Genomic DNA, 22,904 nt, shown 5'->3' on the forward strand with positions numbered 1-22,904 from the left:
GCCTGTTTTTAACACTTCTAAGTATCTCCTTCTGTAGAAATAAAGAAGCAGAAATAGGGGAGTTACCTCATGATTGAATTGATTTTAGCATACAATATGGCGTGTAATGCATTGTAATTTGATGCAAATTACACGCTTTTTTGCGTCAGAATACGCGATGAAATGATGCAGATTACGCTGTAACTCCATACAGATTGCAATACTTTTTGTCGTGATTTTACTGCGAATATCAGCTTGAAATTCATAACGTACTGATTTTCAATAGTTTGCTAAATGCCTGAAATTTGAGCGAATTTGGAGTGAGGAAGAGTTTTGTTTCAAATACGCAAATCTGATGAGAGCTATTGTAAAATTAGTTGAAGAAAATTAACATATAATTCGTTTCCTTATAGGAGTTGTCGAAAATAGATACGCCTTGTTGCTGCGTTTGTAGGAGGATGACGGTTTACCTAAAGGTTGTGATTGAAAGAAAGTTTTCTTTTTGTGGTATCATTGTGTCTGAATTTCGTTTTCGGTAGAAGCAGATTGTCTTGAAAAATTACCTGTTTAGAGGTTGATTTCCAATCAAATTTGTTGAATTTCTTGATAGTTTGGGATGTCCTCTAAATATAAATATTTTTGATAGTTATAATCCATTTTGCAGCAATAGTGTTGGAGACCGTTAGACACAATGAGATAGTCTACGTGGAGTAGCATATTGTAGACCGTGATTTGGTCAAACACTTTCTGTGTAATGGCAATATGGGGTGCCTTGTATTCAATGATGATACGCGGTTTCAGTTCACGTGAATAGAGTACGGTGTCTGCACGAAGATGCTTGTCGCCAATCTTAAGTTTCACCTCGTTTGCCAAAAGAGTTGCGGGGTAACCTTTGTGATTAATCAAAAAATGTACAAAGTGTTGACGCACCCATTCTTCTGGAGTGAGAGCCACATACTTACGGCGTAAAATATCGAAAATCGTTGGCTTTGTGGGAGTGCCGGATAACTTTATTTCGTAATCGGGTAGGTTTAATGGAATCATTTTATTATTTTTGCAGAGAAAGAACGGGCTGTAGATAAGGGCTTTCTTATAATTACAAGCCTCTATTGCCTGTTTTTTGCAAAGATAAACAATAAAAATAAAATATCGGGATGCCTGAAAAGAAAAATACAGGAACATCGTATGAAACGATAATGCGTGACTTGAAAGCACGCAATTTTTCACCTATATATATATTGATGGGTGAAGAATCCTATTACATTGATAAGATTTCAGATTATATTGCAGATAATGTGCTGAAGCCGGAAGAGCGTGATTTCAATCAAACTATAGTGTTTGGCTCTGATGTTTCGGCCTCACAAATCGTGGATTCTGCCAAGGCTTTTCCAATGATGGCCGAGAAACGGGTTGTGATAGTGAAAGAATCACAGAACTTGAAAGGTACGGAACCTTTGGAAAAATATTTCAAAAATCCAGTTCCTTCCACGGTTCTTGTCTTTTGTCATAAGAATGGAAGTATTGATAAAAGAAAGAAGATTATTCCAGCTGCACAGGCAGGTGGCGCTGTGATTTTTGAGAGTAAGAAACTTTATGAGCGCGAATTGCCTGGATTTATTGAAACTTATTTGCGGCAGCATCAAGCCACAGTAGAACAGAAAGCTGCCCAGATGATTGCCGATCATGTGGGAGCTGACTTGAACAGATTGACTTCTGAACTTGATAAGGTCTTGATTTCTTTGCCTGCATCTGACAGGAGGGTAACCCCTGATGTGGTTGAAAAGGAAATAGGAGTCAGTAAAGATTTCAATGCTTTTGAACTACGAAATGCAATCGTTCAGAGGGATATTTATAAGGCGAATTTAATTATAAAATATTTTGACAACAATCCCAAAGCAGGATCGTTGTTTTCATTTCTCCCAATGCTCTTTTCTTATTTCGAAAATCTGATGATAGCATTTTATTCGCCAAATAAAAACAATGAAAATGCTGTTGCGGAGTTCCTGGAATTGAGAAATGGGTGGGCTGCCAGAGACTATCTTACAGGGATGCGAAACTACTCGGGAATGAAAACGATGCAGATAATTTCTAAAATAAGAGAAATAGATGCCAAAAGTAAAGGTCTTGATAACCCAAATACACCTCCGGGAGAGTTAATGAAGGAGCTGATTTTCTTCATTTTGCACTAAAAACACCCTTTTTCTACCTCTTTTTTCTCTAAAACGAGCACTCTTGAAGGGTGCTTTTTTTAGGCTTAAATCATTATAAATAAGCATTTTAACCTGTTTTTACCCCCTCTAAAACTCGCGTATTTTCAAAATATAAACCCCTCGTTCAGAATACGCGAGCTATGGCGTTTTTAGCCAATTTAAGCCCCCTTGAATTTAGAGTTAACTTTTATTTGCGTTTATAATAATAAACTTTACGATACTAAATTACAACGGCGGCACCATGTATTTATGTATATAAATATTATATTTGTGTTTGTATAAATATATTCTTGTTTTTAGTTGCAATATGTAAATGTATATATTTAGATATCAATTCTTATATGCATATATATGTTTCATATTATAATTTAACATAATAGCTTTGATATTCAGTGATTTATACAGTTTTTTCAAATCAAATATCAATATAAACGCCTCGATTCTTATTTCTATATTGCATATCCATATAGATCTTGTTTAATACCAATAAATATCTATCTATAAACCAATAACTTTACTATACTTTGCTATATAAAGCATTATATAGTATTTTGACTTGTAAATTTAGTTTTGTATTTTATATAGCTGTTCCGTCACATGTGTATATGTAGAATTGTAAACTTTACAAATTAAAACATAAATTCTTTGATTCTAAATTTAATATACAATTGTTGCGTATCTCATTTTTTTGTTTTACTTTTGTAAAATCAATGAAAATTAGGGTAAAGTTCCCTTTTTTGCATGTTATAAGCTTATGAAAGATAGAATTAAAATGATTATGGAGAGTCAACACATGACTCAGCAAACCTTTGCTCAGTTCATACAAATCTCCCCTGCTTCACTCAGCAGTATCTTCAATGGGAGAACCAAACCGACCTTGGCTATCGCTGAAGCTATTAAGGCGAAGATACCATCTTTGTCTACCGACTGGCTTTTGTTTGGTTCAGGATCCATGTATATGGGAGATAAATCTGCATCTGATTCCGGGACAACTGATAACACTTCTGTGCCTCAGGAAGGCTTGGTCGATTTTCCAGGAGCTTCTAACTCCTCCACTCCAACACTTTTTGATCAAGATGTTGTGCACGGTGTTGGAGCAACACTCAATAACACTAAGAAAATAACTACGAAAATAATTGACAATCATCAGCGTAAAATTGTAGAAATAAGAGTCTTTTATGATGATAAGACTTGGGAGACTTTTGTTCCTCAAAAAGGTTAAGTGTTTGTCGATTTAGTTTTTTTTCTTATCTTTGCATAAATCTAAATGCAAAAGCAAAGATGAAGAAATTCATTCATGATCTGACGGTTAAGTCAGTAGAGGCACTTAGTTCTAAGCACGTGCTTTTGAAGCTTACGTCTGATAGTCCTCTACCGACAATAACGCCAGGACAATTTGTCGAAGTCCGAGTTGATTATTCTCCGTCAACCTATCTTCGGCGTCCAATTTCAATAAACTTAGTAGATTATCAGCAAAATGAACTGTGGCTTCTCATTGCCATGATTGGTGATGGAACGCGACAGTTAGGAAAACTCCATGTCGGAGATACGCTGAATTGTCTTTATCCTTTGGGAAACGGTTTCACACTCCCTACGGATCCGAGTGAAAACATGCTGTTGGTTGGTGGCGGTGTGGGGGTAGCTCCACTGCTTCATTTAGGACATGAAATTAAAGAAAGAGGTGGAGAACCCTCTTTCCTGTTGGGTGCCCGCACTAAAGATGACCTGTTAGAGCTTGACCTGTTTCAGCAACTTGGGCATGTCTATGTGACGACAGAAGATGACAGTTTGGGCGAGAAAGGTTTTGTAACAGACCATTCAGTTCTCAAAAAAGAAAAGTTTTCGCGTATAGCTACCTGTGGGCCTAAGCCAATGATGATCAGTGTAGCGCGTTATGCACATGCAAGAGGCATCGAATGTGAGGTGTCTTTAGAAAATAAAATGGCGTGCGGATTGGGTGCTTGTCTATGTTGTGTTGAGAAGACAACAGAGGGTAATTTATGCGTCTGTAAAGAGGGACCGGTGTTAAATATTAAGAAGTTATTATGGCAGATCTAAATGTAAAAATAAATAACTTAAATTTCAAGAACCCTGTAATGACTGCTTCAGGGACCTTTGGGTACGGTCTTGAGTTTGCAGATCTTGTACCACTTGATGAACTTGGAGGTATCATCGTAAAGGGTACGACATTACTTCCGCGCGAAGGGAATGATTATCCTCGTATGGCCGAAACAGCCAGTGGGATGCTCAATTGTGTTGGATTGCAGAATAAAGGTGTCGATTATTTTTGTTCAAAGATCTATCCACAGATTAAGGATATTGACACGAACATGATTGTCAATGTGAGTGGAAACAGTGCTGAGTCGTATGCTGCATGTGCTCAACGGATAGATGAACTCAATCGTATTCCTGCCATTGAACTGAATATCAGCTGTCCGAATGTGAAAGAAGGAGGCATGGCTTTCGGTGTGACCTGTGAGGGGGCAGCAAGCATTGTCAAGGCTGTCAGAGCCGTATATCACAAGACATTGATTGTGAAGCTCTCTCCGAATGTGACGGATATTGCTGCAATTGCCCGCGCTTGTGAGGCAGAAGGAGCTGATGCCGTCTCGTTAATCAATACCTTAATGGGTATGGCTGTGGATATTGAAAAGCGACAACCGCTGTTGAGCATTCGTACGGGAGGATTGAGTGGTCCTGCCGTGAAGCCTGTAGCTTTGCGTATGGTTTATGACGTGGCCCATGCAGTAAAGATACCCGTGGTAGGCTTAGGAGGCATCAGCAGTGCAGAGGATGCGATTGAATTTCTGATGTGTGGTGCCACAGCTATAGAGATAGGAACAGCTAATTTTGTAGATCCTGCGATTACGAAAAAGGTGAAAGACGGAATGAATACCTGGCTGGATTCCCATGGCTGCACCAGTGTCAGGGATATTATTGGTGTCATTTGACCGTAATAATGGCGTACAATATGTGGCGTTCCAATAAAAAGCATTAACTTTGTAGAATAATCATATATAATAATAGGTATAATGGAAAATAAAATCAGCAAATATATTGCTGCTTCATACACGCTGTATGATGTGACAGAAGGCAAGAAAGAAGTGATAGAACAGACCGTTGATAAACGTCCTTTCGATTTCCTGAGTGGCTTCGGTATCACTATTCCTGCATTCGAGGAGGCCTTGGTTAATCTTAACAAGGGTGAACATTTTGATTTCACGCTCACTCCCGACCAGGCTTATGGAGACCATAATCCAGAGCATGTGCTTGATCTTGACAAGTCAATCTTCAGTGTCAATGGTAAGTTTGACGATGAACATATAGTTGTAGATGCTGTCATTCCACTTCAAAACGAAGATGGAAACCGCTTCAACGGCCACGTACTTGCCATTTCAGAGGATAAGGTGAAGGTGGATCTCAATCATCCGTTGGCAGGCAAGACCTTGAATTTCGTTGGTGAGATTGCTGAAAACCGCGAGGCGACAAATGAGGAAATCTCCAAGTTTATGAATATGCTCAGCGGTGAAGGTGGTTGCAGTGGCTGCGGAGGTGGCTGTGGCGAAGGTGGTTGTGAAAGCGGCGGTGAAGGCTGTTGCGGTGGCAGCTGTGGTGGCGGTTGCCATGAATAGGATGAAAAAACAGGCATGATGAGAAACACTTTTGGCAATATATTCACGCTCACTACCTTTGGTGAAAGTCACGGTGTGGCTGTGGGAGGCGTTGTTGATGGTATGCCTGCCGGCATAGCTATCGACATGGAGTTCATCCAGAACGAACTGAACCGTCGTCGACCGGGCCAGAGTAAAATTACTACAAGCCGTGCTGAACCGGACAAGGTAGAGTTTTTCAGTGGTGTCTTTGATGGTAAATCCACTGGAACACCAATCGGTTTTGCTGTCTACAACACTAATCAGCACTCGAAAGACTATGACAACATGCGTGATTTATTCCGCCCTTCGCATGCCGATTTCACGTATTATGCAAAATATGGGCTACGCGATCATCGTGGTGGTGGTCGTTCTTCGGCCCGCATCACCATAGCCCGCTGTGTGGCAGGAGCCTTGGCCAAGCTTGTGCTCCGCAAGCTGAATATCAGTGTCAGAGCTTATACTTCGCAAGTGGGAGACATTGCGCTTGACCACGATTACCGTCATTACGACCTCAACACCACAGAAGATAATATCGTTCGCTGCCCGGATCAGGAGATGGCTGCACGCATGGCAGCACTCATTGCACAGGTAAAAGCAGAGGGAGACACCATTGGTGGCGTTATCAGTTGCGTCATTCAAGGTTGTCCTGTAGGACTCGGAGAACCGGAGTTCAGTAAACTTCATGCCCAGTTGGGAGCCGCCATGCTCGGTATCAACGCCGTGAAAGGCTTTGAATATGGTATGGGTTTTGCGGGAGTGGGACAGCGTGGCAGCACCATGAACGATGCTTTTGTGTCACATCATGGCCAGATTTCAACGGTAACCAATCACAGTGGAGGAATTCAAGGAGGCATCAGCAATGGCGAGGATATTTATTTTCGCGTTGCATTCAAGCCCGTAGCTACGCTTCTCATGCCACAACAGACCGTTGATATCCAAGGTCATTCTGCAACGATAGATGTCCGTGGGCGTCATGATCCCTGCGTATTGCCGAGAGCAGTCCCTGTTGTTGAAGCTATGGCTGCTATGGTAATATTAGACAATTATCTTCTGAATTTGACCACAAAAGTATAAAAAGAGTAATTTTTTTTACTTATTTTATACTTGAATTGTTTGCTTTTTGCATAAAAGGTATTATTTTTGTATCGGCGATTACGAAGTTCGTGAGAATGGATAATCGTCTTAGTTAAGTCTAGTTTAGTTTTTGTGTTGGTTGAGGGCAGTCAATTGGCTGCCCTCATTTTTTGTGGAGGAAAGACCGAAAGAGACTGAAAAGATATTGCACACAGGATGAAATTCTAAGTTTTCCCTATTTCATGTAAACATTGCTTTCTATCTTTATTCAATTCGTTAATAATCAAGAAGTTATGAGTTTTGAATGGAATTGTGTGGCAATATGCTGTAGAAAAGCGTTGTTATCTGCGTCAAATCACCTCGCCATCTGCATCAAGTTAGCACGTGTTTTGAGTCAAAATGCGGTGTAATCTGCATCAAGTTATCGCGTTGAATGACGCAAATTGGAAACCGAGTATTTTGAAATCAGGAATTAACACCTTTTTTCTCATTTTCCTTCTCCTGCTTGGCTGTATTTTAAATTGGTAGTTTCAAGCCGATAACCTTTGCAAAGATAAGAAGGCGGTGCCGGCAATATGCCTCTGCATTCAATATTGCAAGTGGGCCGACATGGTTGTCACTGTTCATGATTTTTACAGTTATTAGCAGATTATAGAGGATGACAGCTTGGGGTAGACAGGGCTTAGAACCAAATGAAAACCGTTTAAAATACTCATTTGTAGGTATTGTTTGCAGTATTGTTATTTTTTAATTTTGCAAAAAATATTTTGATATTTTATACATTGCAGCATTGAAAGGGTTTTAGAATCATGAGAGTTATCGCACCAATTCTATGTAGGCGGATGCGTGTTTTTGTTTTGTTTATGGTCTTAGTATTGTGCCCTTGTGTTCAATTCTTGCGGGCCAGCACCACTGAAGAAAGCGTTTCATTGACGATTACAGACCGCGAAGGGCAGGCTTTGCCTTTTGCTTCAGTTATCGTGGAGAGTGCCGGTCTCACCTATACTGCCGATGCGCAAGGGCAACTTCGTCTCAAGTCGACCCTCTTCACAGGCAAGGGGACACGACTGACTGTGTCGTATTTGGGAAAAGCCACGCGCAGTTTGACCATTACGCAAGAGGCTGTTGCGAAGAATAAGAAGATAAACATAGCATTAGACGACAACAACCTCTATCTGAAAGGCGTTCAAGTGAATGCTACGCGCACGCCAAGACACAGCAACTCTTCAATGCTGATACAGCGAAACACGATTGACAACATCCAAGCTTACAGCATGGCCGACATCGTTCAGTCACTTCCGGGAAAGGCTATTCTCAATACCGACATGCACAATGCCAGCTTTCTGACTCTGCGCTCGGCATTGCAGGGAGACCTGCAGAACCCGCTCGATGCTTATTCGCGTAACAAGCTTAACGACTATGTGCGTAATGCTGCTTTCGGTATTGCCTATGTGGTGGACGGCACTCCTATCTCCAACAACACCAACATGCAGCTTGACAGTTATGGTAAGTGGGGTGGGGTGAAGATGTTTAATCGCCGTTTCAATACCGATAATAATGAGAATGTGGGCAGTGGAAATGACCTGCGTTTAATTCCCGCATCATCTATAGAGAGTGTTGAAGTCATATCGGGTGTGGCTCCGGTAAAATATGGCGACCTGAGCAGTGGGGCTGTCATCATCAATCGTCGTGCCGGACTTACTCCTTTCTATGGCAGTGTAAAGGTGCAGTATGACATTTTCAATGCATCGTTGGGAAAGGGTTTCTCTCTCGGTGAACGTTGGGGATTGCTTAATCTCAACGTAGACTATATGCACAGTACACGCGACCGACGCGACCGATTGAAGACCAATGCCAACATTGCTTTCAATGCCACGTGGACGCATACACTTAGTAGGGCCTTGGGTTGGAAGAACACAATCTCTGCTGATTTCTCCAAGAATATCGACGGACTGAAAAGTGATCCCGATGCAACACTCAATAGAACACGAACCGACAGGCAGAACCTTCGCTTGGCTTTCCGCGGTGCACTTTCACCCCAGGAAAATGCTTTCATCGATGGTATAGACTATAATTTCTCGCTCTCTCTGTCGCATCAATACGACATGCACGAAGAGTTTATCGCTAACAACAGGCTTAATCTCATCACCGATGCCTATACTAACGGGCTGCACGAAACTGATGTTGCACCACCTTATTATAATGCGCTTTTGGAGATTGATGGCAAACCTTTGGCGCTCTCGGGTAATATCGAAGCGCGTAGGACGCTGAAATGGGGACAATCCACACATACGCTTAGTCTGGGTTTCTTCGCTCGTCATGAGTCCAATCATGGTCGGGGAAAGATTTTCAATGCTGAAACACCGTTCTATGATGGTGGGCAAGGTGGCCGCGGTGACCGTTCTTATAAGTATCGCAACCGCATCCAACTAAATCAATCAGGACTCTATGTGCAGGATAAATTCATGTTGTCTACAGCCCATGGAACGCTTAGTACAACGGCAGGTGTGCGACTTGAATTCCAGAACCGACGCTTTGCAGCCAGTCCGCGCATCAATACGATGTGGGCCTTTGACAATGGGTTGAGCTTCAATGCAGCCTATGGTATCAGTTATAAGATACCCGCCACAGCTTATCTCTATCCCGAAAACGTGTATTTCGACCGTCTTGTGTACAGCAATTACAGCAATAATGCCAAAGAACGACTGTTTTTATACAAGACAAAGGTCGTTGATCCCACCAATCCCAACCTGCGTTCTCCTTATACTCACAGCTTCGAATTGGGTACAACATACGCCAAGTCCAACTTCAATACATCGCTGACAGGCTATCTGAAGATTGATCAGAGAGGCATAAGTTCAGAGGCTGTGCTCGATACTATGTGGGTTCAGCGCTATGAAACCGTATCTCAGCAGCCCAATCAGTGCCCCATTTATGCACCAAAGGGCGCTCCCGAGCTGATTATCGACTATTACTATACGCCTCGCAACCAGCTTTACAGCCGTAATGCAGGCTTGGAATGGATTGGAGGTCTGCGCAATATCAAACCTATAGGATTGGATGTTAACTTCTCTATGGTTTATAATTACAGCTTTTACTATCAGAAAGGGGAACGCATGGGCACAAGCATCGACCTTGATAAAGAGGCGGTTGCCGGTATCTATAAGCCAACGAAGAACAGTTCTAACGAACTCATCTCAACCCTTAGTCTTACCAAGCAGATCCCTACTCTTGGCTTGATATTCAATCTGCGCTTGCAAAACTTCTGGTTCCGACACTTTAATCGTCATGGCTTTGATATCTATCCTATCGGCTATATCGATCAGAATTTTCATCGTGTATATCTTGATGAAGAGCAGCGTAAAGACATTCGCTGGACTTATATCCGACTGAAAGACAGTGAACCTGTAAATATCTCGCAGCCTATCATCATTCCCAACTGTCATCTTCGGGTGTCTAAGGAGATTGGAAAAAAACTGCGCCTTTCGTGCTATATCAATAATGTGTTCAACTATCGTCCTTGGATAGAACGTCAGGGTGACCGCATATACTTTAATCAACCGCCGACAGTGAGCATGGATGTCAGCTATAAGTTCTGAATGACTACACGCTCTTCGTAAGCGATATAAACAATAACAATTCTATAATAAAATGAAAACAACAAAACATTGGGGCAGCAACATTGCCCTGTTCATGGCGCTGATCATGACCGTTTTCTTCACTGCTTGCGGTGAAAATGACACTCCAGAAGTATCAAGTGCTTCGGTGAAATTGAATGTTAAGATTAACAAGACTTTCGAAAAGGCTAAGACCAAGAAAGTGGTTATCACGTTGAAAAACACCAGTACAGGTAAGGAAACTACCTATGAGACCACACTCAATACCGACATGGTGCTGCCTAATCTGCCTGTAGACATGTATGACATAACGGCAACCTATACCATTCCTGCTAAAGAGTATACCGAAATAACAGGTGAGAAGACTCCCGAAGATGTGCTTTTCTCAGCAGCTGCAACGGGCATACAGCTTCAACCAAATAAAGAAAAGGAAATAAACTTGGAGTTGACAACCTCTACTACGAATGATTTTGTCATTAAAACGATTTACTATGCAGGGTCAGACAATAAGAAAGCTGCAGGCGAAAATGATTGCTTTGTAGAGATTTATAACAACTCTGCAAAGACGCTTTATGCTGATGGTTTGTGCTTTGCCCTCACAACGATGAACCGATATGGCTATATGGCAGATGGTACTTGGCATAAGTATGCAAGGCCTACGAAGTTCTATTTTACTTCTAAAGGTACCTACGATTGGAGCAAATCAGAAGGTATGGCTGACCCAGCAGGAGCCAATGACAAGTATGTTTATGGCAATGTTGTCATCATGGTGCCCGGTTCGGGTAAGGAACATCCCGTTAAACCAGGTGAAAGTTTCATCATTGCTCCTTTTGCCCAGAACTATAAGCAGACTTTCACAACGCAGAAAGGTGATAAAGTTACTCCCGAATGGCCCGACTCTACACTCGACTTGAGCAAGGCAGAGTTTGATGTGGTGTACCCTGGATACGAGCAGTTGGATAACAAGAATGCTGCCAATATGGTGCTGATACAGAAAGGAAATAACCGCTATATGAGAATGTCACGCAATGGTAAAGAGGGGTATGTCATCTTCCGTCATCCTTCACCAGCTACCTTACCGGCATATCAGTATCCATATAAAGATTTGAAGTATTCTGATAAAACGGTCTATACTCAAATTCCAATAGCTTCTGTTATTGATGCTGTTGAGGTTATTAATCCTAATGCAGATGGCTATGTTTCACCAAAGGCTTTCCCGAAATCGCTTGATGCAAGCTACACATTCTCTAAGCCCGATTATAGCTTCCGCTGTGTTTCTCGCAAGGTGAGCCGTACAGAAAATGGTCGCATCATACTGCAAGACCTCAACAACTCTGCAATCGACTTTGTAGAGATGATCCCTAATCCAAAGGCTTTTGCCCCGAGCAAGTAAAGTCTGAGGCTATGAATTTCAGCCTGCCTGCGCTTATGATGCGGGCAGGCGAAATATTGTTTAAGACAGTTTTTATAATCAACTAAATTGTATTGAAAGGCTGCTTAGTAGCTTTTAGGTAGCAGGAATTTTCAGAAACAGTCTTGATTTATAAAGAACAACCCCATTAATATGCACGTACGTATACTCTTTTCTTGTCTCTTGTGTGGGCTTTTCTCCATTGCACACGCCCAAGATTCGCTCACGCGTTTTGCCGTTCCGACTTCTCAAGAATGGCAACTGCACCACCGGATCATAGCTTCACCCTTAGGTGTTTACTTGCTTCCTGCTTGTAACTATGGTTATACCTCGGTGGCTTTCACGCAAGCGCAAGGTGCTTTGGCGCGCATTCAGACACCCGAAAAAGATACGAACGTGAGACTTTCGTCCATGGGATTGTATACTTCTGAACGTTGGCGACTCTATGGGGAGTTTGCTTACGACCGACAATTTGCCGACAGTGTAGGGTGGTTACTTAGTGAAATGCCGCGTAACGGAATGCCCTATTATTTTGCATCTCCACGTAAAGGCAATTGGCAGAATGAGACCTATCTGCTGAAAGGAGTAGCCGGTTATAAGCTTTCACGCCTGTTTGCTATTGGTGCTGGCTTGCAGATAAGGTATCACAAGGGGGCACGCAGCAACGATCCGCGCCCTTCTGCCGAAAGTTTTAATTCGCGTTATCACCTTAATGTCGACCTAAATCTTGCTCCTGTACATATTGCTGTGGGAGCGGGAATGGTCTATGGCACGAGCGATAACAACCTTATCTACGTCAATGAGAGCAATGATCGCATTGACCGTCTTGACTTCATGGCCTATGAACTGATGGGATTTGGCATGCATCGGAAAACAGGTAAGCTGCAAAATCGTGAGATGCAAACCAATACTTACGGACATGAACTGGCTCTGCAAGCCTATCTTCATGTAGACAGTACTATGCTCTGGGTACGCGCAACATATCTGTCACAACGCGACAGCATACGCCGAAGCAGAGTTACTAACGTGTCGGCTAATCTTCTTTCCACCTATAATCTCCGTCAAACGAATGTTCTCTTGGGCATAACTCATCCTTTCTCACGTGTTCTTCACCTGCAGGCTACAGCTTATGCTGACTTTACTAAAGGCTGGGATAGGTTGGATAATATTCTTGGTGGGCAGAAAAATTATGTTTATTCTCATCGCAACATCGGGATGAATGCATTGCTCTATCATCGCTTTTCCTCAGAACGACTCGATCTTTATAGTTTAAATTTCGGTGCAGAGCATGAAAAACGACAAGACGGTGCTACGCAGCATGTTTTTCTTCGAGATGCTTTTCATATGGTTGCAGCCTATCGTTCACAGCGTCCTTTGCCTCGTGCTTTCGCCTTTTTCTATGGTGCAAGTCAGGCTTTCACCTTACCTTCGGCTTCGTTGAACTATCCTTCAACACAGGAAAATGTGTTTTCAACCCAGCTGGCACGTCCCTTGCAACGTTTCTATGCCACATCAACGGCTTGCACTCGCATTGATATTGGTGCCGTGAAACGCTTTTCCCACTATTGTTTGACGCTTTCCATGGCCTATCAGCTGTCCTATGCACTCAAGGCACAACCTACCATTCACGGTACGCGCCAATACTTTGAGGCTGCAATAGGATTGGCTTTTTAATGGTTTGAATGTAGGCCTTCATGTAGATTGGGGTATTCAATCTTTATGCATTGGTCCTTTATTTGTGAAGCTATCTGCACTTTCAGACTACTTCTCTTATAGTAAGGTGGAACTTGTTGTGGTAAGCCATCTTCTTTCTTTTCACTTCAAAGAGCTGTGGAAAGTGTTTTTATCCATTATTTCTCTCGTTTGCTTTTAATCTATAACTTGTTTCGTTGATATATGTCAATAAAAACAGTTGTTTGCGCAAACAAAGTTATAAATTCTTGTTGCTTCAATCTTTTCAGCGTATCTTTGCAATGTCTTAAAGAAAGAATAAGATATTAGGATAATATAAATTAGGTATAACAGAACCCAGAAATGAAATAGGGGTTCACAAAAGATGAAAGGTAAAAAGATTATGAAAAAGATGTTTTTGACACTCGTTGCAGTTATGAGTATGACAATGGCTTTTGCTGAAGGTGAGAATACAGTGGCAACAAATACAGTTGCAGCTTACAATATGACAGTCAATTACAGCAAGCTTGCAGAGGCACTTGGTCTGTCAATGGATCAGCTTGAGAGCGTAGAAGATGTTCATAAGACATTCTGCATTGAAATGATGAATGCAGCTAATGCTCCTAAGGATGAGCGTAAGAACATGGTTGACAAGGCTATTGAAAAGAACCTCAAGTATATGCACTATATTCTGAACAACAGCCAGTACAGCAAGTATCTTCTGTTGCTCAACACCACAATGAACAATCGTGGACTCAATAAGTAAATCGCATTTAAGAGAGAGAAATATGATAGAGCTGGATGTCTGGTAAAACAGATGTTCAGCTCTTTTGTTTTATGATATTTCTTAAAGCAATCCGCTTGGGGGAAGTTCTCCATGTAGCTGTTGATTGGCAAAGCAAGCATTGCAACAGCCATTGGCTTTTTCTTTCCTGTGCGAACACTATGGAAGGTTTGTATTTGATGCTGTAGTTGTTTCTTCAAATGCTATCTTCAATTTCATGAAAGAGTGGGCCAGTAATCCCCTATACTGCCCCCACATTCTCCATTCTTTATAGCATAACGCTACGGCTTGCCTATTTTGCTTTTACATACAAATTGGTATATTGGTAATAGGCTTGTGCTTTGCGAACGAGCTTTTCATCTGTCTTTCTGGCGGGTTGCTCGTCATAAGTGCCGTCTTGTAATGGTTGCAAGGTATATTGCTGAACGTTGCGGACGGGTGAGAGCACTGTCAGTCGATTGCCTTCCATATAGCCTAAGTCTTGGTAGGTTGCCATGAATGCCCGAGGATGATAGGTCGGAGCAAGAATATCCTGTCCTGTGAAACTTACGCTGCTGCGTAGGTTGAGCAGTGAGAGAACAGTAGGCATCAAGTCAATTTGAGAACAGATTTTCTCAATCTTCCCTTGTTGTATGATTTCCGGTGCATAGACAAGGCACGGGATGTGATAGCGGTCTATAGGCAATGAGGTTTTTCCTGCACTGGAGGCGCAGTGGTCAGCAATGACAATGAAGACAGTGTTCTTAAACCATACTTTCTTTTTTGCATCATCAATGAACTTACCAATCGCATAATCCGTATATTTAACAGCGGCTTCCCGCGTGTTAGGATCACCATTCACTGTTATTTTCCCAGCGGGGTAGGTGTAGGGGCGATGGTTGCTGGTAGTCATAATCTGTGCAAAGAAAGGATGTCCCGACTTGTTATTTGTATCGAACACCTGCAGGCTTTTCCTGAATATATCTTCATCACAGACACCCCATATATTTGCGAAAGTCACTTGGTTGTCAGGGATATTTTTCCTATCAATTACCTCATAACCGTTATGACTGAAGAAGTCGCCCATATTGTCAAAATAGCTGTCTCCACCATAGATGAACTGCGATTTGTAGCCTAAACGCGATAATACACTCCCAACAGACAGGTTGCCCATTCTGTTGGCCTTTCGCTTAATAATACTCTCTCCGGCACTCGGTGGCAGACAAAGAGACAGGGCTTCCAACCCTCTGACCGTCCTGTTACCTGCAGCAAAGAGGCTGTCGAAGACAAGACTCTCCTGCATGAGTCTGTCAAGTCGTGGTGTAAGGTTCTGCTTGTTTCCATACCGTGTGAGGAAATCTGCGCTGAGACTTTCTACTGTGATGAGAACAATGTTTGGCCGATTTTCTGCAAGACTGTCGCCTATGTTCTTCTTGCCATCCTTGTTCAGTCCGCTCAGTTGCCGGTACATACTTATACATTCCTGCTTTGGCAGCATGGCATAGAACTGATCATATGCCAGCTTATTGCTTTGGAAAGCGATGACGAAATCGCATGCTCCGTTCTGTTCTAATTGCGTAACGTATTGATTATCGCTCTTGAGGGAGTGTGTCTCCCATAAGATGAAGTATGCACTTGTTGCAAGAACAGCGTATAAGAAAAGGTGTATGATGAGCATCTTTACACCATAAAGCTTTGTGATATTAAATCTGTAATGGCGCGACTGCAGGAAGATGAGGCCAACGGTGAGGAGTAGTGTCATGCCAATCATGGGGATAATGGCATACGACTCCATGATGTTTCCTATTACTTCGTGGGTATAGACCAAATAATCTACCGCAATGAAGTTGTATCTCACTCCAAACTCACCCCAGAAAATGTATTCTCCCGCAGTGACACATAGAAACAGAAAGACATAGACTGCCCAGGTAAGATAGAGTGAAACTCTTCGCCAGGTCTCCCTTATCTTCGGAAAGAAGAAGCGCATGGAGAAGCTGAACAGCTTCCAACCCAAGAAAATCCGGGCAATTGTTGGTGCACCACCTCCATACTCATGAAAGATAGTGTGGAAGAACAGCACGTAGGCGAATGATGCAATCAGTAGGATCTCTATCATCCATCCTATGATGCGATGATACTTTCGTTCGTTCAGTCCAAGATAGATAATCAGTAATGGCAGAGCGAGTAAGATAGCCATGCAGAAGTCGGAAACAATACCGATGCTTAATAATCTGACTATCTCTCCCAAGGAGAAAGACGCATCTCCGGGAGTAGCGTGCATAAGAATGATACGCAGGATGAGTCCAATGATGATATATAACTTTAGAAATCGGGTTCCAATGAGGTAAATAGGATTTCTGTAAATCAATTTTTTATCGTTCATATTCATTTGCTTTGTTGCAAACTTACATAAAATTTTAGAAACCCGCAACAATCAAACTAAGATAATCTTTCTTTTCTTTTAGAAAGAATGTTGAATGTAAGAATGCACATCAAAAATTACAGAGTGCACGGTCATAAGTCTGATAAACTTACCGAGCAGCATAGAAATAATCATAAAATTAAAAGTATATATGTTGTTCATATAGAGAAAATTAATTATTTTTGTAGCCTATATTCTTAAAAATAATACATTGAAATGGAAGAAAATCTTGTTTCAAGACATGTGTTAGACGCAAGTCATTATGAGGGAAAGGGAAAGTGGAAAGGTGTAATACAAGGTTGGATTGTATTTCTGGTTATATTCATAGCCACGCTTATTCCTGCTGTTCGGCAGGCGCTGCTTGGTTTTGCTGACTCGGTAAAGAGTGTAGAATGGGTCGTAACGTCTGTTCATTTCTTGCTTAATGGCTTTTGGATTATAGCTGTTTTTATGGCAATTGGCACACTCATGAAATGGAGAGAAAAACAGCCATTCGAAGAGATTTGCATCTATGAAGACGGCATTGGCTTTGTTACGGTGTTGGGAAGACAAGAGAAAGTAAACTTCGATCAGGTGTATGTGCACTATGGTGCTTATCAGAAGAGTGTCTATATTGATTGTGCCCTGCTTGGGATCTCGGCCAAGAATATTCCATGGAATTATTTCTCACAGTCTGATGTCCTGCACAAGAACCTTCAGCGTTATGCAAATTGGAATATTGGTAAATACAAGAAAAAGTAAATGAATTAAAGTAAATTGTCAATGGAAACTACTACTTATTATGTTTGGGCTACCCTTGTCATCGTCTTAGGCATTGTGGTGGTTGTTTTGGGTGTGTGGTATAATGTGAACTATGGTAAGTTTAAACCAAAGTTTGAATTCTTCTCAGATGGTTCTGCCCGTATGATATTTTTCGGTGTTTCAGAGCGCTACCGAAAGCAGATGGAACGTTTCAATGCAGAATATAAAGTAGGACAGACGGTCACATATCATGACCGAGTTTATGTCATAGAGGAGATTAAGCCGATTGATGCCTTTGATGATAAATATCTTGGGCAGCGTCATGGTTTAGCTGCCTACTTGAAGGAAGTTTAGACTGATAACACCGAAAAGCTTGGTAAGGCAGGCTCAATAGATGAGAAACATATTCTGTGATTACATTTAATCATACCTCTTTATAAAGGGCATTTTATCATGTCATCTCTGTCATATCAGTGTGTAAGATGATAGAGATGACATGATGAAATGACAGAGATTGCGCGCTAAGATGAATGAAGTTGCAGCTTGTTTTCATAGATATGGGAAAGCATGCTGATAACTTCTGCAGTTTTAGAAGAAATAGAAGGAAGCTCTTTCGCGCGTACATTATAAATATATATAGATCAGTTGGTGGCTGTCAGAGAAGTGATAATTGCAACAAAATAATTAAAAAACTTTACAAAGTATGCTTTCGGAGTATGTTCTTATCTCTCTGAATTACGTCCGATTTCCCACCGACTTTTCCTCCACTTCTGCTCCACTTTTCTTCAATTGCCCTGAAGTTTAGATTAATTAACATTTCAACTATCTGATAATCAATGGCTTTTCTTTCTCTAAGAACAAGAACAAAGAACAAGAACAAGAACGACGGAAAGAAACAGAAGAAAGGGAGCCGCCGACGCCGAAGTGTTCTCTGTGTAGTTTTCTTTACAGTTGCACCGCAGCCTTCAAGCTTGCGGTTAGCCTCTCTGCGGTCAGCCTTTTGTCGGTATGTTCTGTTTCCTGATCTCGTAAATCCTGTCTTTCTGTCATGATTTATGAAAATTTTCAGTTATTTTCAAACTTTTCTTTAAAAACATTTGGAAGTGGCGTGTTTTTGTATTACCTTTGCAAACGCTTTCAGGAAGAAATCACTTGAACATTGATTATGCATTCCAGGAGCAAGGCAGGGGTCTTGCAAAAGATTTTTGCCACTTAGAAGAAGCGTTCTTTGAAAGGATTTACATAAACAGAGAAGTAGTACAAGAAGCAAGGCATGTAGTGATATGTGTCTTGGGTAGAATAAACGAACCGATCAATTCGAGCAAAGAGGTGATGGGGAATGGGACAGTGAGTGATTGCTTTCCTGGTCCGTTGCTTTCTTGCTTTCAATTTGTTTTTTTACTATTAAATCAGGGAGATTCGTTCTGAACAGATTATTCATGGTATGAGCTTGAAGCCGAGACAGTTCTGCTGTCTTTTCTTTTTGCTTTTTACCTATCAAGCTTATTTTACAATGGAGAGTTTGATCCTGGCTCAGGATGAACGCTGGCTACAGGCTTAACACATGCAAGTCGAGGGGAAACGACGGGGAAGCTTGCTTCCCCGGGCGTCGACCGGCGCACGGGTGAGTAACGCGTATCCAACCTGCCTCTGACTGAGGGATAACCCGTCGAAAGTCGGCCTAATACCTCATGGCATCGTCTGCGGGCATCCAACGACGATTAAAGATTTCATCGGTCAGGGATGGGGATGCGTCTGATTAGCTTGTTGGCGGGGTAACGGCCCACCAAGGCGACGATCAGTAGGGGTTCTGAGAGGAAGGTCCCCCACATTGGAACTGAGACACGGTCCAAACTCCTACGGGAGGCAGCAGTGAGGAATATTGGTCAATGGGCGAGAGCCTGAACCAGCCAAGTAGCGTGCAGGATGACGGCCCTATGGGTTGTAAACTGCTTTTATGCGGGGATAAAGTGAGGGACGTGTCCTTCATTGCAGGTACCGCATGAATAAGGACCGGCTAATTCCGTGCCAGCAGCCGCGGTAATACGGAAGGTCCGGGCGTTATCCGGATTTATTGGGTTTAAAGGGAGCGTAGGCCGTGGATTAAGCGTGTTGTGAAATGCAGGTGCTCAACGTCTGCACTGCAGCGCGAACTGGTTCACTTGAGTGTGCGCAACGCAGGCGGAATTCGTCGTGTAGCGGTGAAATGCTTAGATATGACGAAGAACTCCGATTGCGAAGGCAGCTTGCGGGAGCACAACTGACGCTGAAGCTCGAAAGTGCGGGTATCGAACAGGATTAGATACCCTGGTAGTCCGCACGGTAAACGATGGATGCCCGTTGTCAGGCTGTTTCAGCCTGGTGACCAAGCGAAAGCATTAAGCATCCCACCTGGGGAGTACGCCGGCAACGGTGAAACTCAAAGGAATTGACGGGGGCCCGCACAAGCGGAGGAACATGTGGTTTAATTCGATGATACGCGAGGAACCTTACCCGGGCTTGAATTGCAGACGAAGGCTTCAGAGATGAAGCGGCCTTTCGGGGCGTCTGTGAAGGTGCTGCATGGTTGTCGTCAGCTCGTGCCGTGAGGTGTCGGCTTAAGTGCCATAACGAGCGCAACCCCTTTCTTCAGTTGCCATCAGGTGATGCTGGGCACTCTGTAGATACTGCCACCGCAAGGTGTGAGGAAGGTGGGGATGACGTCAAATCAGCACGGCCCTTACGTCCGGGGCTACACACGTGTTACAATGGCCGGTACAGAGAGTTGATTTTGTGCAAACACGATCTAATCCTTAAATCCGGTCCCAGTTCGGACTGGGGTCTGCAACCCGACCCCACGAAGCTGGATTCGCTAGTAATCGCGCATCAGCCATGGCGCGGTGAATACGTTCCCGGGCCTTGTACACACCGCCCGTCAAGCCATGAAAGCCGGGGGTGCCTGAAGTCTGTGACCGCAAGGAACGGCCTAGGGCAAAACCGGTGATTGGGGCTAAGTCGTAACAAGGTAGCCGTACCGGAAGGTGCGGCTGGAACACCTCCTTTCTGGAGACGGATTTCCTGCCGGCAGACGAGTTGACAGTATACATGTTGACGAGCTGACAGCAAAGAAAAAGAGAAGTGATAAAGACGAAGGGAAACAGAATGGATAGGCAAGATATTCTTCCATTCTTCTTGTACTGCCGCACCTGTTTTTTGATATAGAGAAAAAGGAAGCCGGGCTATCCAAGCCCAGGTCTTGGACAGCAGCCAACCGGGATTCATGAGCATGAGCATGGAAATGATAATTATGCATTGTGCATCATGAACAGACCACAGTCCTATAGCTCAGTTGGTCAGAGCGCCACACTGATAATGTGGAGGTCGGCAGTTCAAGTCTGCCTGGGACTACTTCTTTAATTCATAATTCATAATTAATAATGCATAATCCAAACTAAAATTTGAGTTTTGCTTATTAATGGAACCTTGAATGATGAACACTCCAATCAAATGGTAATCATAATTATGCATCATGCATTAATCATTATGAATTACTACCTTGGGGGATTAGCTCAGCTGGCTAGAGCACCTGCTTTGCAAGCAGGGGGTCAACGGTTCGAATCCGTTATTCTCCACAGATGGACATCACAGTGCATGCTGAAGCGTGCATTCTGAAGGTTCCATACGATCTTTGACATATTGACACAAGCAAAAACTGTAAAGTAAACTAAGTTCAGTCTTAGAAATCAAATCGCAAGATGAGATTTCACTTGACAGCTGAAAGTATGAGCTTCAGAAGGTGAAGCCGGAGGAAGGAAGAGTAATATATGTTGCTTTTTGTATCCCCGCTTTATCCTTTATAAGAAGAAAGTAAGAAAGGGCGTATGGCGGATGCCTAGGCTCACAGAGGCGACGAAGGACGTGATAAGCTGCGATAAGCCCCGGGTAGATGCAAATAATCTCTGATCCGGGGATTTCCGAATGGGACAACCCGGCCGTCTGAAGGACGGCCACTCACGCTGAGCGTGAGAGCTAACGCAGGGAACTGAAACATCTTAGTACCTGCAGGAAAAGAAAATAAACAATGATTCCCCCAGTAGTGGCGAGCGAACGGGGAAGAGCCCAAACCGTGACTGTGGCAACGCAGCTGCGGGGTAGTAGGACCGCGACATTGTATGGATCGAGTGAAAAGAATCTTCTGGAAAGAAGAACCACAGAGGGTGAAAGTCCTGTATTTGAACCAAGATTCGGCATAGCGGTATCCTGAGTAACGCGGAACACGAGTAATTCTGCGCGAATCCGCCGGGACCATCCGGTAAGGCTAAATACTCCTGTGAGACCGATAGTGAACCAGTACCGTGAGGGAAAGGTGAAAAGCACTTCGACAAGAAGAGTGAAACAGTTCCTGAAACCATACGCCTACAAGCGGTCGGAGCCGGTATATCCGGTGACGGCGTGCCTTTTGCATAATGAACCTACGAGTTACCATCTCTGGCAAGGTTAAGAGTAATGATGCTCCCAGCCGCAGTGAAAGCGAGCCTGAACAGGGCGTTTAAGTCAGAGGGGGTAGACGCGAAACCAAGTGATCTACACTTGACCAGGTTGAAGTTCCGGTAACACGGAATGGAGGACCGCACCGATAAGCGTTGAAAAGCTTCCGGATGAGTTGAGTGTAGGAGTGAAAGGCCAATCAAACTTGGAGATAGCTCGTACTCCCCGAAAGGCATTTAGGTGCCGCGTGTGGCGATCTCCGTGAGAGGTAGAGCGACCGATAGGTCAAGAGGGCTTCACCGCCTATCGAGACCTGACGAACTCCGAATGCTCACGGACTGCAGCCATGCAGTAAGGGGGCGGGTGCTAAGGTCCGTCCCCGAGAGGAGAAGAATCCAGACCGCCGTCTAAGGCCCCGAAATTCTGTCTGAGTTAGTCTAACGAAGTCCGGTCCCCATGACAGCTAGGATGTTGGCTTGGAAGCAGCCATTCATTCAAAGAGTGCGTAACAGCTCACTAGTCGAGGGTCCGGGCATGGATAATAATCGGGTATAAGTCAGATGCCGAAGGCGCGGGATAGCAATGTATATTGAAAGTATCGGTAGGGGAGCATACCATGTGCGCAGAATGGTGAGATGACTGATCCTGGAGCGCATGGTAAAGCAAATGTAGGTATAAGTAACGACAAGAGGGGTAAGATTCCCCTCCGCCGTAAGTCTAAGGTTTCCCGGGCAATGCCAATCATCCCGGGGTAAGTCGGGTCCTAAGTCTCAGCCGAATGGCGAAGGCGATGGCAGAAACGGTCAACATTCCGTTACTACCTTCAGGAGCGACGTGGAGACGGAGCAGTGACACTGCCGCGGGGCGACGGAAGTCCCCGTTGAAGAGCGTAGGCG

The 22,904-nt window shown here is 43.3% G+C and carries 14 protein-coding genes, 2 tRNA genes and 2 rRNA genes (1 of these 18 running past the window's edge); 16 read left to right on the forward strand and 2 right to left on the reverse strand.

The window, feature by feature from the left end; genetic code table 11:
• Nucleotides 1-564 precede the first annotated feature (564 nt).
• The gene (locus tag EL210_RS13265) at nucleotides 565-1,023 is read right to left on the reverse strand and encodes a type I restriction enzyme HsdR N-terminal domain-containing protein (RefSeq protein WP_004377791.1); all 459 of its coding nucleotides are present in this window, start codon (nucleotides 1,021-1,023) and stop codon (nucleotides 565-567) included.
• Between the two features lie 110 nt (nucleotides 1,024-1,133).
• On the opposite strand from EL210_RS13265, the gene holA reads away from it, so the two are divergent.
• From holA to EL210_RS13315, 10 genes are all read left to right on the forward strand, one after another.
• On the forward strand, nucleotides 1,134-2,168 hold the full coding sequence (holA, locus tag EL210_RS13270) for a DNA polymerase III subunit delta (protein ID WP_004377792.1): 1,035 nt from the start codon (nucleotides 1,134-1,136) through the stop codon (nucleotides 2,166-2,168).
• A gap of 775 nt (nucleotides 2,169-2,943) precedes the next feature.
• Nucleotides 2,944-3,411, forward strand: a complete 468-nt coding sequence (locus EL210_RS13275) for a helix-turn-helix domain-containing protein (RefSeq protein ID WP_018921008.1) — start codon at nucleotides 2,944-2,946, stop codon at nucleotides 3,409-3,411.
• A gap of 59 nt (nucleotides 3,412-3,470) precedes the next feature.
• On the forward strand, nucleotides 3,471-4,247 hold the full coding sequence (locus tag EL210_RS13280) for a dihydroorotate dehydrogenase electron transfer subunit (protein WP_018921007.1): 777 nt from the start codon (nucleotides 3,471-3,473) through the stop codon (nucleotides 4,245-4,247).
• Complete coding sequence (locus EL210_RS13285) at nucleotides 4,235-5,140, forward strand: dihydroorotate dehydrogenase (RefSeq protein WP_025879756.1); 906 nt, start codon at nucleotides 4,235-4,237, stop codon at nucleotides 5,138-5,140. Before EL210_RS13280 ends, EL210_RS13285 begins: the two co-directional genes overlap by 13 nt.
• 81 nt (nucleotides 5,141-5,221) lie before the next feature.
• Nucleotides 5,222-5,821, forward strand: coding sequence for an FKBP-type peptidyl-prolyl cis-trans isomerase (locus EL210_RS13290; RefSeq protein WP_018921005.1), 600 nt, complete (start codon nucleotides 5,222-5,224; stop codon nucleotides 5,819-5,821).
• 15 nt (nucleotides 5,822-5,836) lie between these two features.
• Complete coding sequence (gene aroC, locus EL210_RS13295; protein WP_018921004.1) at nucleotides 5,837-6,916, forward strand: chorismate synthase; 1,080 nt, start codon at nucleotides 5,837-5,839, stop codon at nucleotides 6,914-6,916.
• A gap of 863 nt (nucleotides 6,917-7,779) precedes the next feature.
• Complete coding sequence (locus EL210_RS13300; protein ID WP_018921003.1) at nucleotides 7,780-10,515, forward strand: TonB-dependent receptor; 2,736 nt, start codon at nucleotides 7,780-7,782, stop codon at nucleotides 10,513-10,515.
• A 52-nt stretch (nucleotides 10,516-10,567) separates the two neighbouring features.
• The gene (locus tag EL210_RS13305) at nucleotides 10,568-11,926 is read left to right on the forward strand and encodes a DUF4876 domain-containing protein (protein WP_018921002.1); all 1,359 of its coding nucleotides are present in this window, start codon (nucleotides 10,568-10,570) and stop codon (nucleotides 11,924-11,926) included.
• Nucleotides 11,927-12,097: 171 nt separating this feature from the next.
• Complete coding sequence (locus tag EL210_RS13310; protein WP_025879758.1) at nucleotides 12,098-13,618, forward strand: DUF6850 family outer membrane beta-barrel protein; 1,521 nt, start codon at nucleotides 12,098-12,100, stop codon at nucleotides 13,616-13,618.
• A gap of 382 nt (nucleotides 13,619-14,000) precedes the next feature.
• Nucleotides 14,001-14,381: a hypothetical protein gene (locus EL210_RS13315; protein WP_018921000.1), complete on the forward strand. Its 381-nt coding sequence runs from the start codon at nucleotides 14,001-14,003 to the stop codon at nucleotides 14,379-14,381.
• Nucleotides 14,382-14,691: 310 nt separating this feature from the next.
• Here the strand turns inward: EL210_RS13315 and EL210_RS13320 are convergent, their stop codons facing one another.
• The gene (locus EL210_RS13320) at nucleotides 14,692-16,767 is read right to left on the reverse strand and encodes an LTA synthase family protein (protein ID WP_018920999.1); all 2,076 of its coding nucleotides are present in this window, start codon (nucleotides 16,765-16,767) and stop codon (nucleotides 14,692-14,694) included.
• 249 nt (nucleotides 16,768-17,016) lie between these two features.
• Here EL210_RS13320 and EL210_RS13325 point away from each other — a divergent pair, with 249 nt between their 5' ends.
• From EL210_RS13325 to EL210_RS13365, 6 genes are all read left to right on the forward strand, one after another.
• Nucleotides 17,017-17,541: a hypothetical protein gene (locus tag EL210_RS13325; RefSeq protein WP_004377805.1), complete on the forward strand. Its 525-nt coding sequence runs from the start codon at nucleotides 17,017-17,019 to the stop codon at nucleotides 17,539-17,541.
• 21 nt (nucleotides 17,542-17,562) lie between these two features.
• Nucleotides 17,563-17,895, forward strand: a complete 333-nt coding sequence (locus EL210_RS13330; RefSeq protein WP_018920998.1) for a hypothetical protein — start codon at nucleotides 17,563-17,565, stop codon at nucleotides 17,893-17,895.
• A 1,156-nt stretch (nucleotides 17,896-19,051) separates the two neighbouring features.
• A 16S ribosomal RNA gene (locus tag EL210_RS13350) occupies nucleotides 19,052-20,583 on the forward strand.
• Between the two features lie 271 nt (nucleotides 20,584-20,854).
• Nucleotides 20,855-20,928, forward strand: a tRNA-Ile gene (locus tag EL210_RS13355).
• 150 nt (nucleotides 20,929-21,078) lie between these two features.
• Nucleotides 21,079-21,152, forward strand: a tRNA-Ala gene (locus EL210_RS13360).
• Between the two features lie 229 nt (nucleotides 21,153-21,381).
• Nucleotides 21,382-22,904, forward strand: a 23S ribosomal RNA gene (locus EL210_RS13365) (it continues 1,381 nt past the right edge of the window).
• Together the 16S and 23S rRNA genes with 2 tRNA genes alongside form the textbook arrangement of a ribosomal RNA operon.

The sequence above is a fragment of the Segatella oris genome (assembly GCF_900637655.1).
Lineage (GTDB): Bacteria > Bacteroidota > Bacteroidia > Bacteroidales > Bacteroidaceae > Prevotella > Prevotella oris.

What these genes read in the sequence shown, in the direction of transcription:
- EL210_RS13265 (WP_004377791.1), bottom strand. Translation starts at nt 1,023, where the DNA reads ATGATTCCATTAAACCTACCCGATTACGAAATAAAGTTATCCGGCACT.
- holA (WP_004377792.1), top strand. Translation starts at nt 1,134, where the DNA reads ATGCCTGAAAAGAAAAATACAGGAACATCGTATGAAACGATAATGCGT.
- EL210_RS13275 (WP_018921008.1), top strand. Translation starts at nt 2,944, where the DNA reads ATGAAAGATAGAATTAAAATGATTATGGAGAGTCAACACATGACTCAG.
- EL210_RS13280 (WP_018921007.1), top strand. Translation starts at nt 3,471, where the DNA reads ATGAAGAAATTCATTCATGATCTGACGGTTAAGTCAGTAGAGGCACTT.
- EL210_RS13285 (WP_025879756.1), top strand. Translation starts at nt 4,235, where the DNA reads ATGGCAGATCTAAATGTAAAAATAAATAACTTAAATTTCAAGAACCCT.
- EL210_RS13290 (WP_018921005.1), top strand. Translation starts at nt 5,222, where the DNA reads ATGGAAAATAAAATCAGCAAATATATTGCTGCTTCATACACGCTGTAT.
- aroC (WP_018921004.1), top strand. Translation starts at nt 5,837, where the DNA reads ATGATGAGAAACACTTTTGGCAATATATTCACGCTCACTACCTTTGGT.
- EL210_RS13300 (WP_018921003.1), top strand. Translation starts at nt 7,780, where the DNA reads ATGGTCTTAGTATTGTGCCCTTGTGTTCAATTCTTGCGGGCCAGCACC.
- EL210_RS13305 (WP_018921002.1), top strand. Translation starts at nt 10,568, where the DNA reads ATGAAAACAACAAAACATTGGGGCAGCAACATTGCCCTGTTCATGGCG.
- EL210_RS13310 (WP_025879758.1), top strand. Translation starts at nt 12,098, where the DNA reads ATGCACGTACGTATACTCTTTTCTTGTCTCTTGTGTGGGCTTTTCTCC.
- EL210_RS13315 (WP_018921000.1), top strand. Translation starts at nt 14,001, where the DNA reads ATGAAAGGTAAAAAGATTATGAAAAAGATGTTTTTGACACTCGTTGCA.
- EL210_RS13320 (WP_018920999.1), bottom strand. Translation starts at nt 16,767, where the DNA reads ATGAATATGAACGATAAAAAATTGATTTACAGAAATCCTATTTACCTC.
- EL210_RS13325 (WP_004377805.1), top strand. Translation starts at nt 17,017, where the DNA reads ATGGAAGAAAATCTTGTTTCAAGACATGTGTTAGACGCAAGTCATTAT.
- EL210_RS13330 (WP_018920998.1), top strand. Translation starts at nt 17,563, where the DNA reads ATGGAAACTACTACTTATTATGTTTGGGCTACCCTTGTCATCGTCTTA.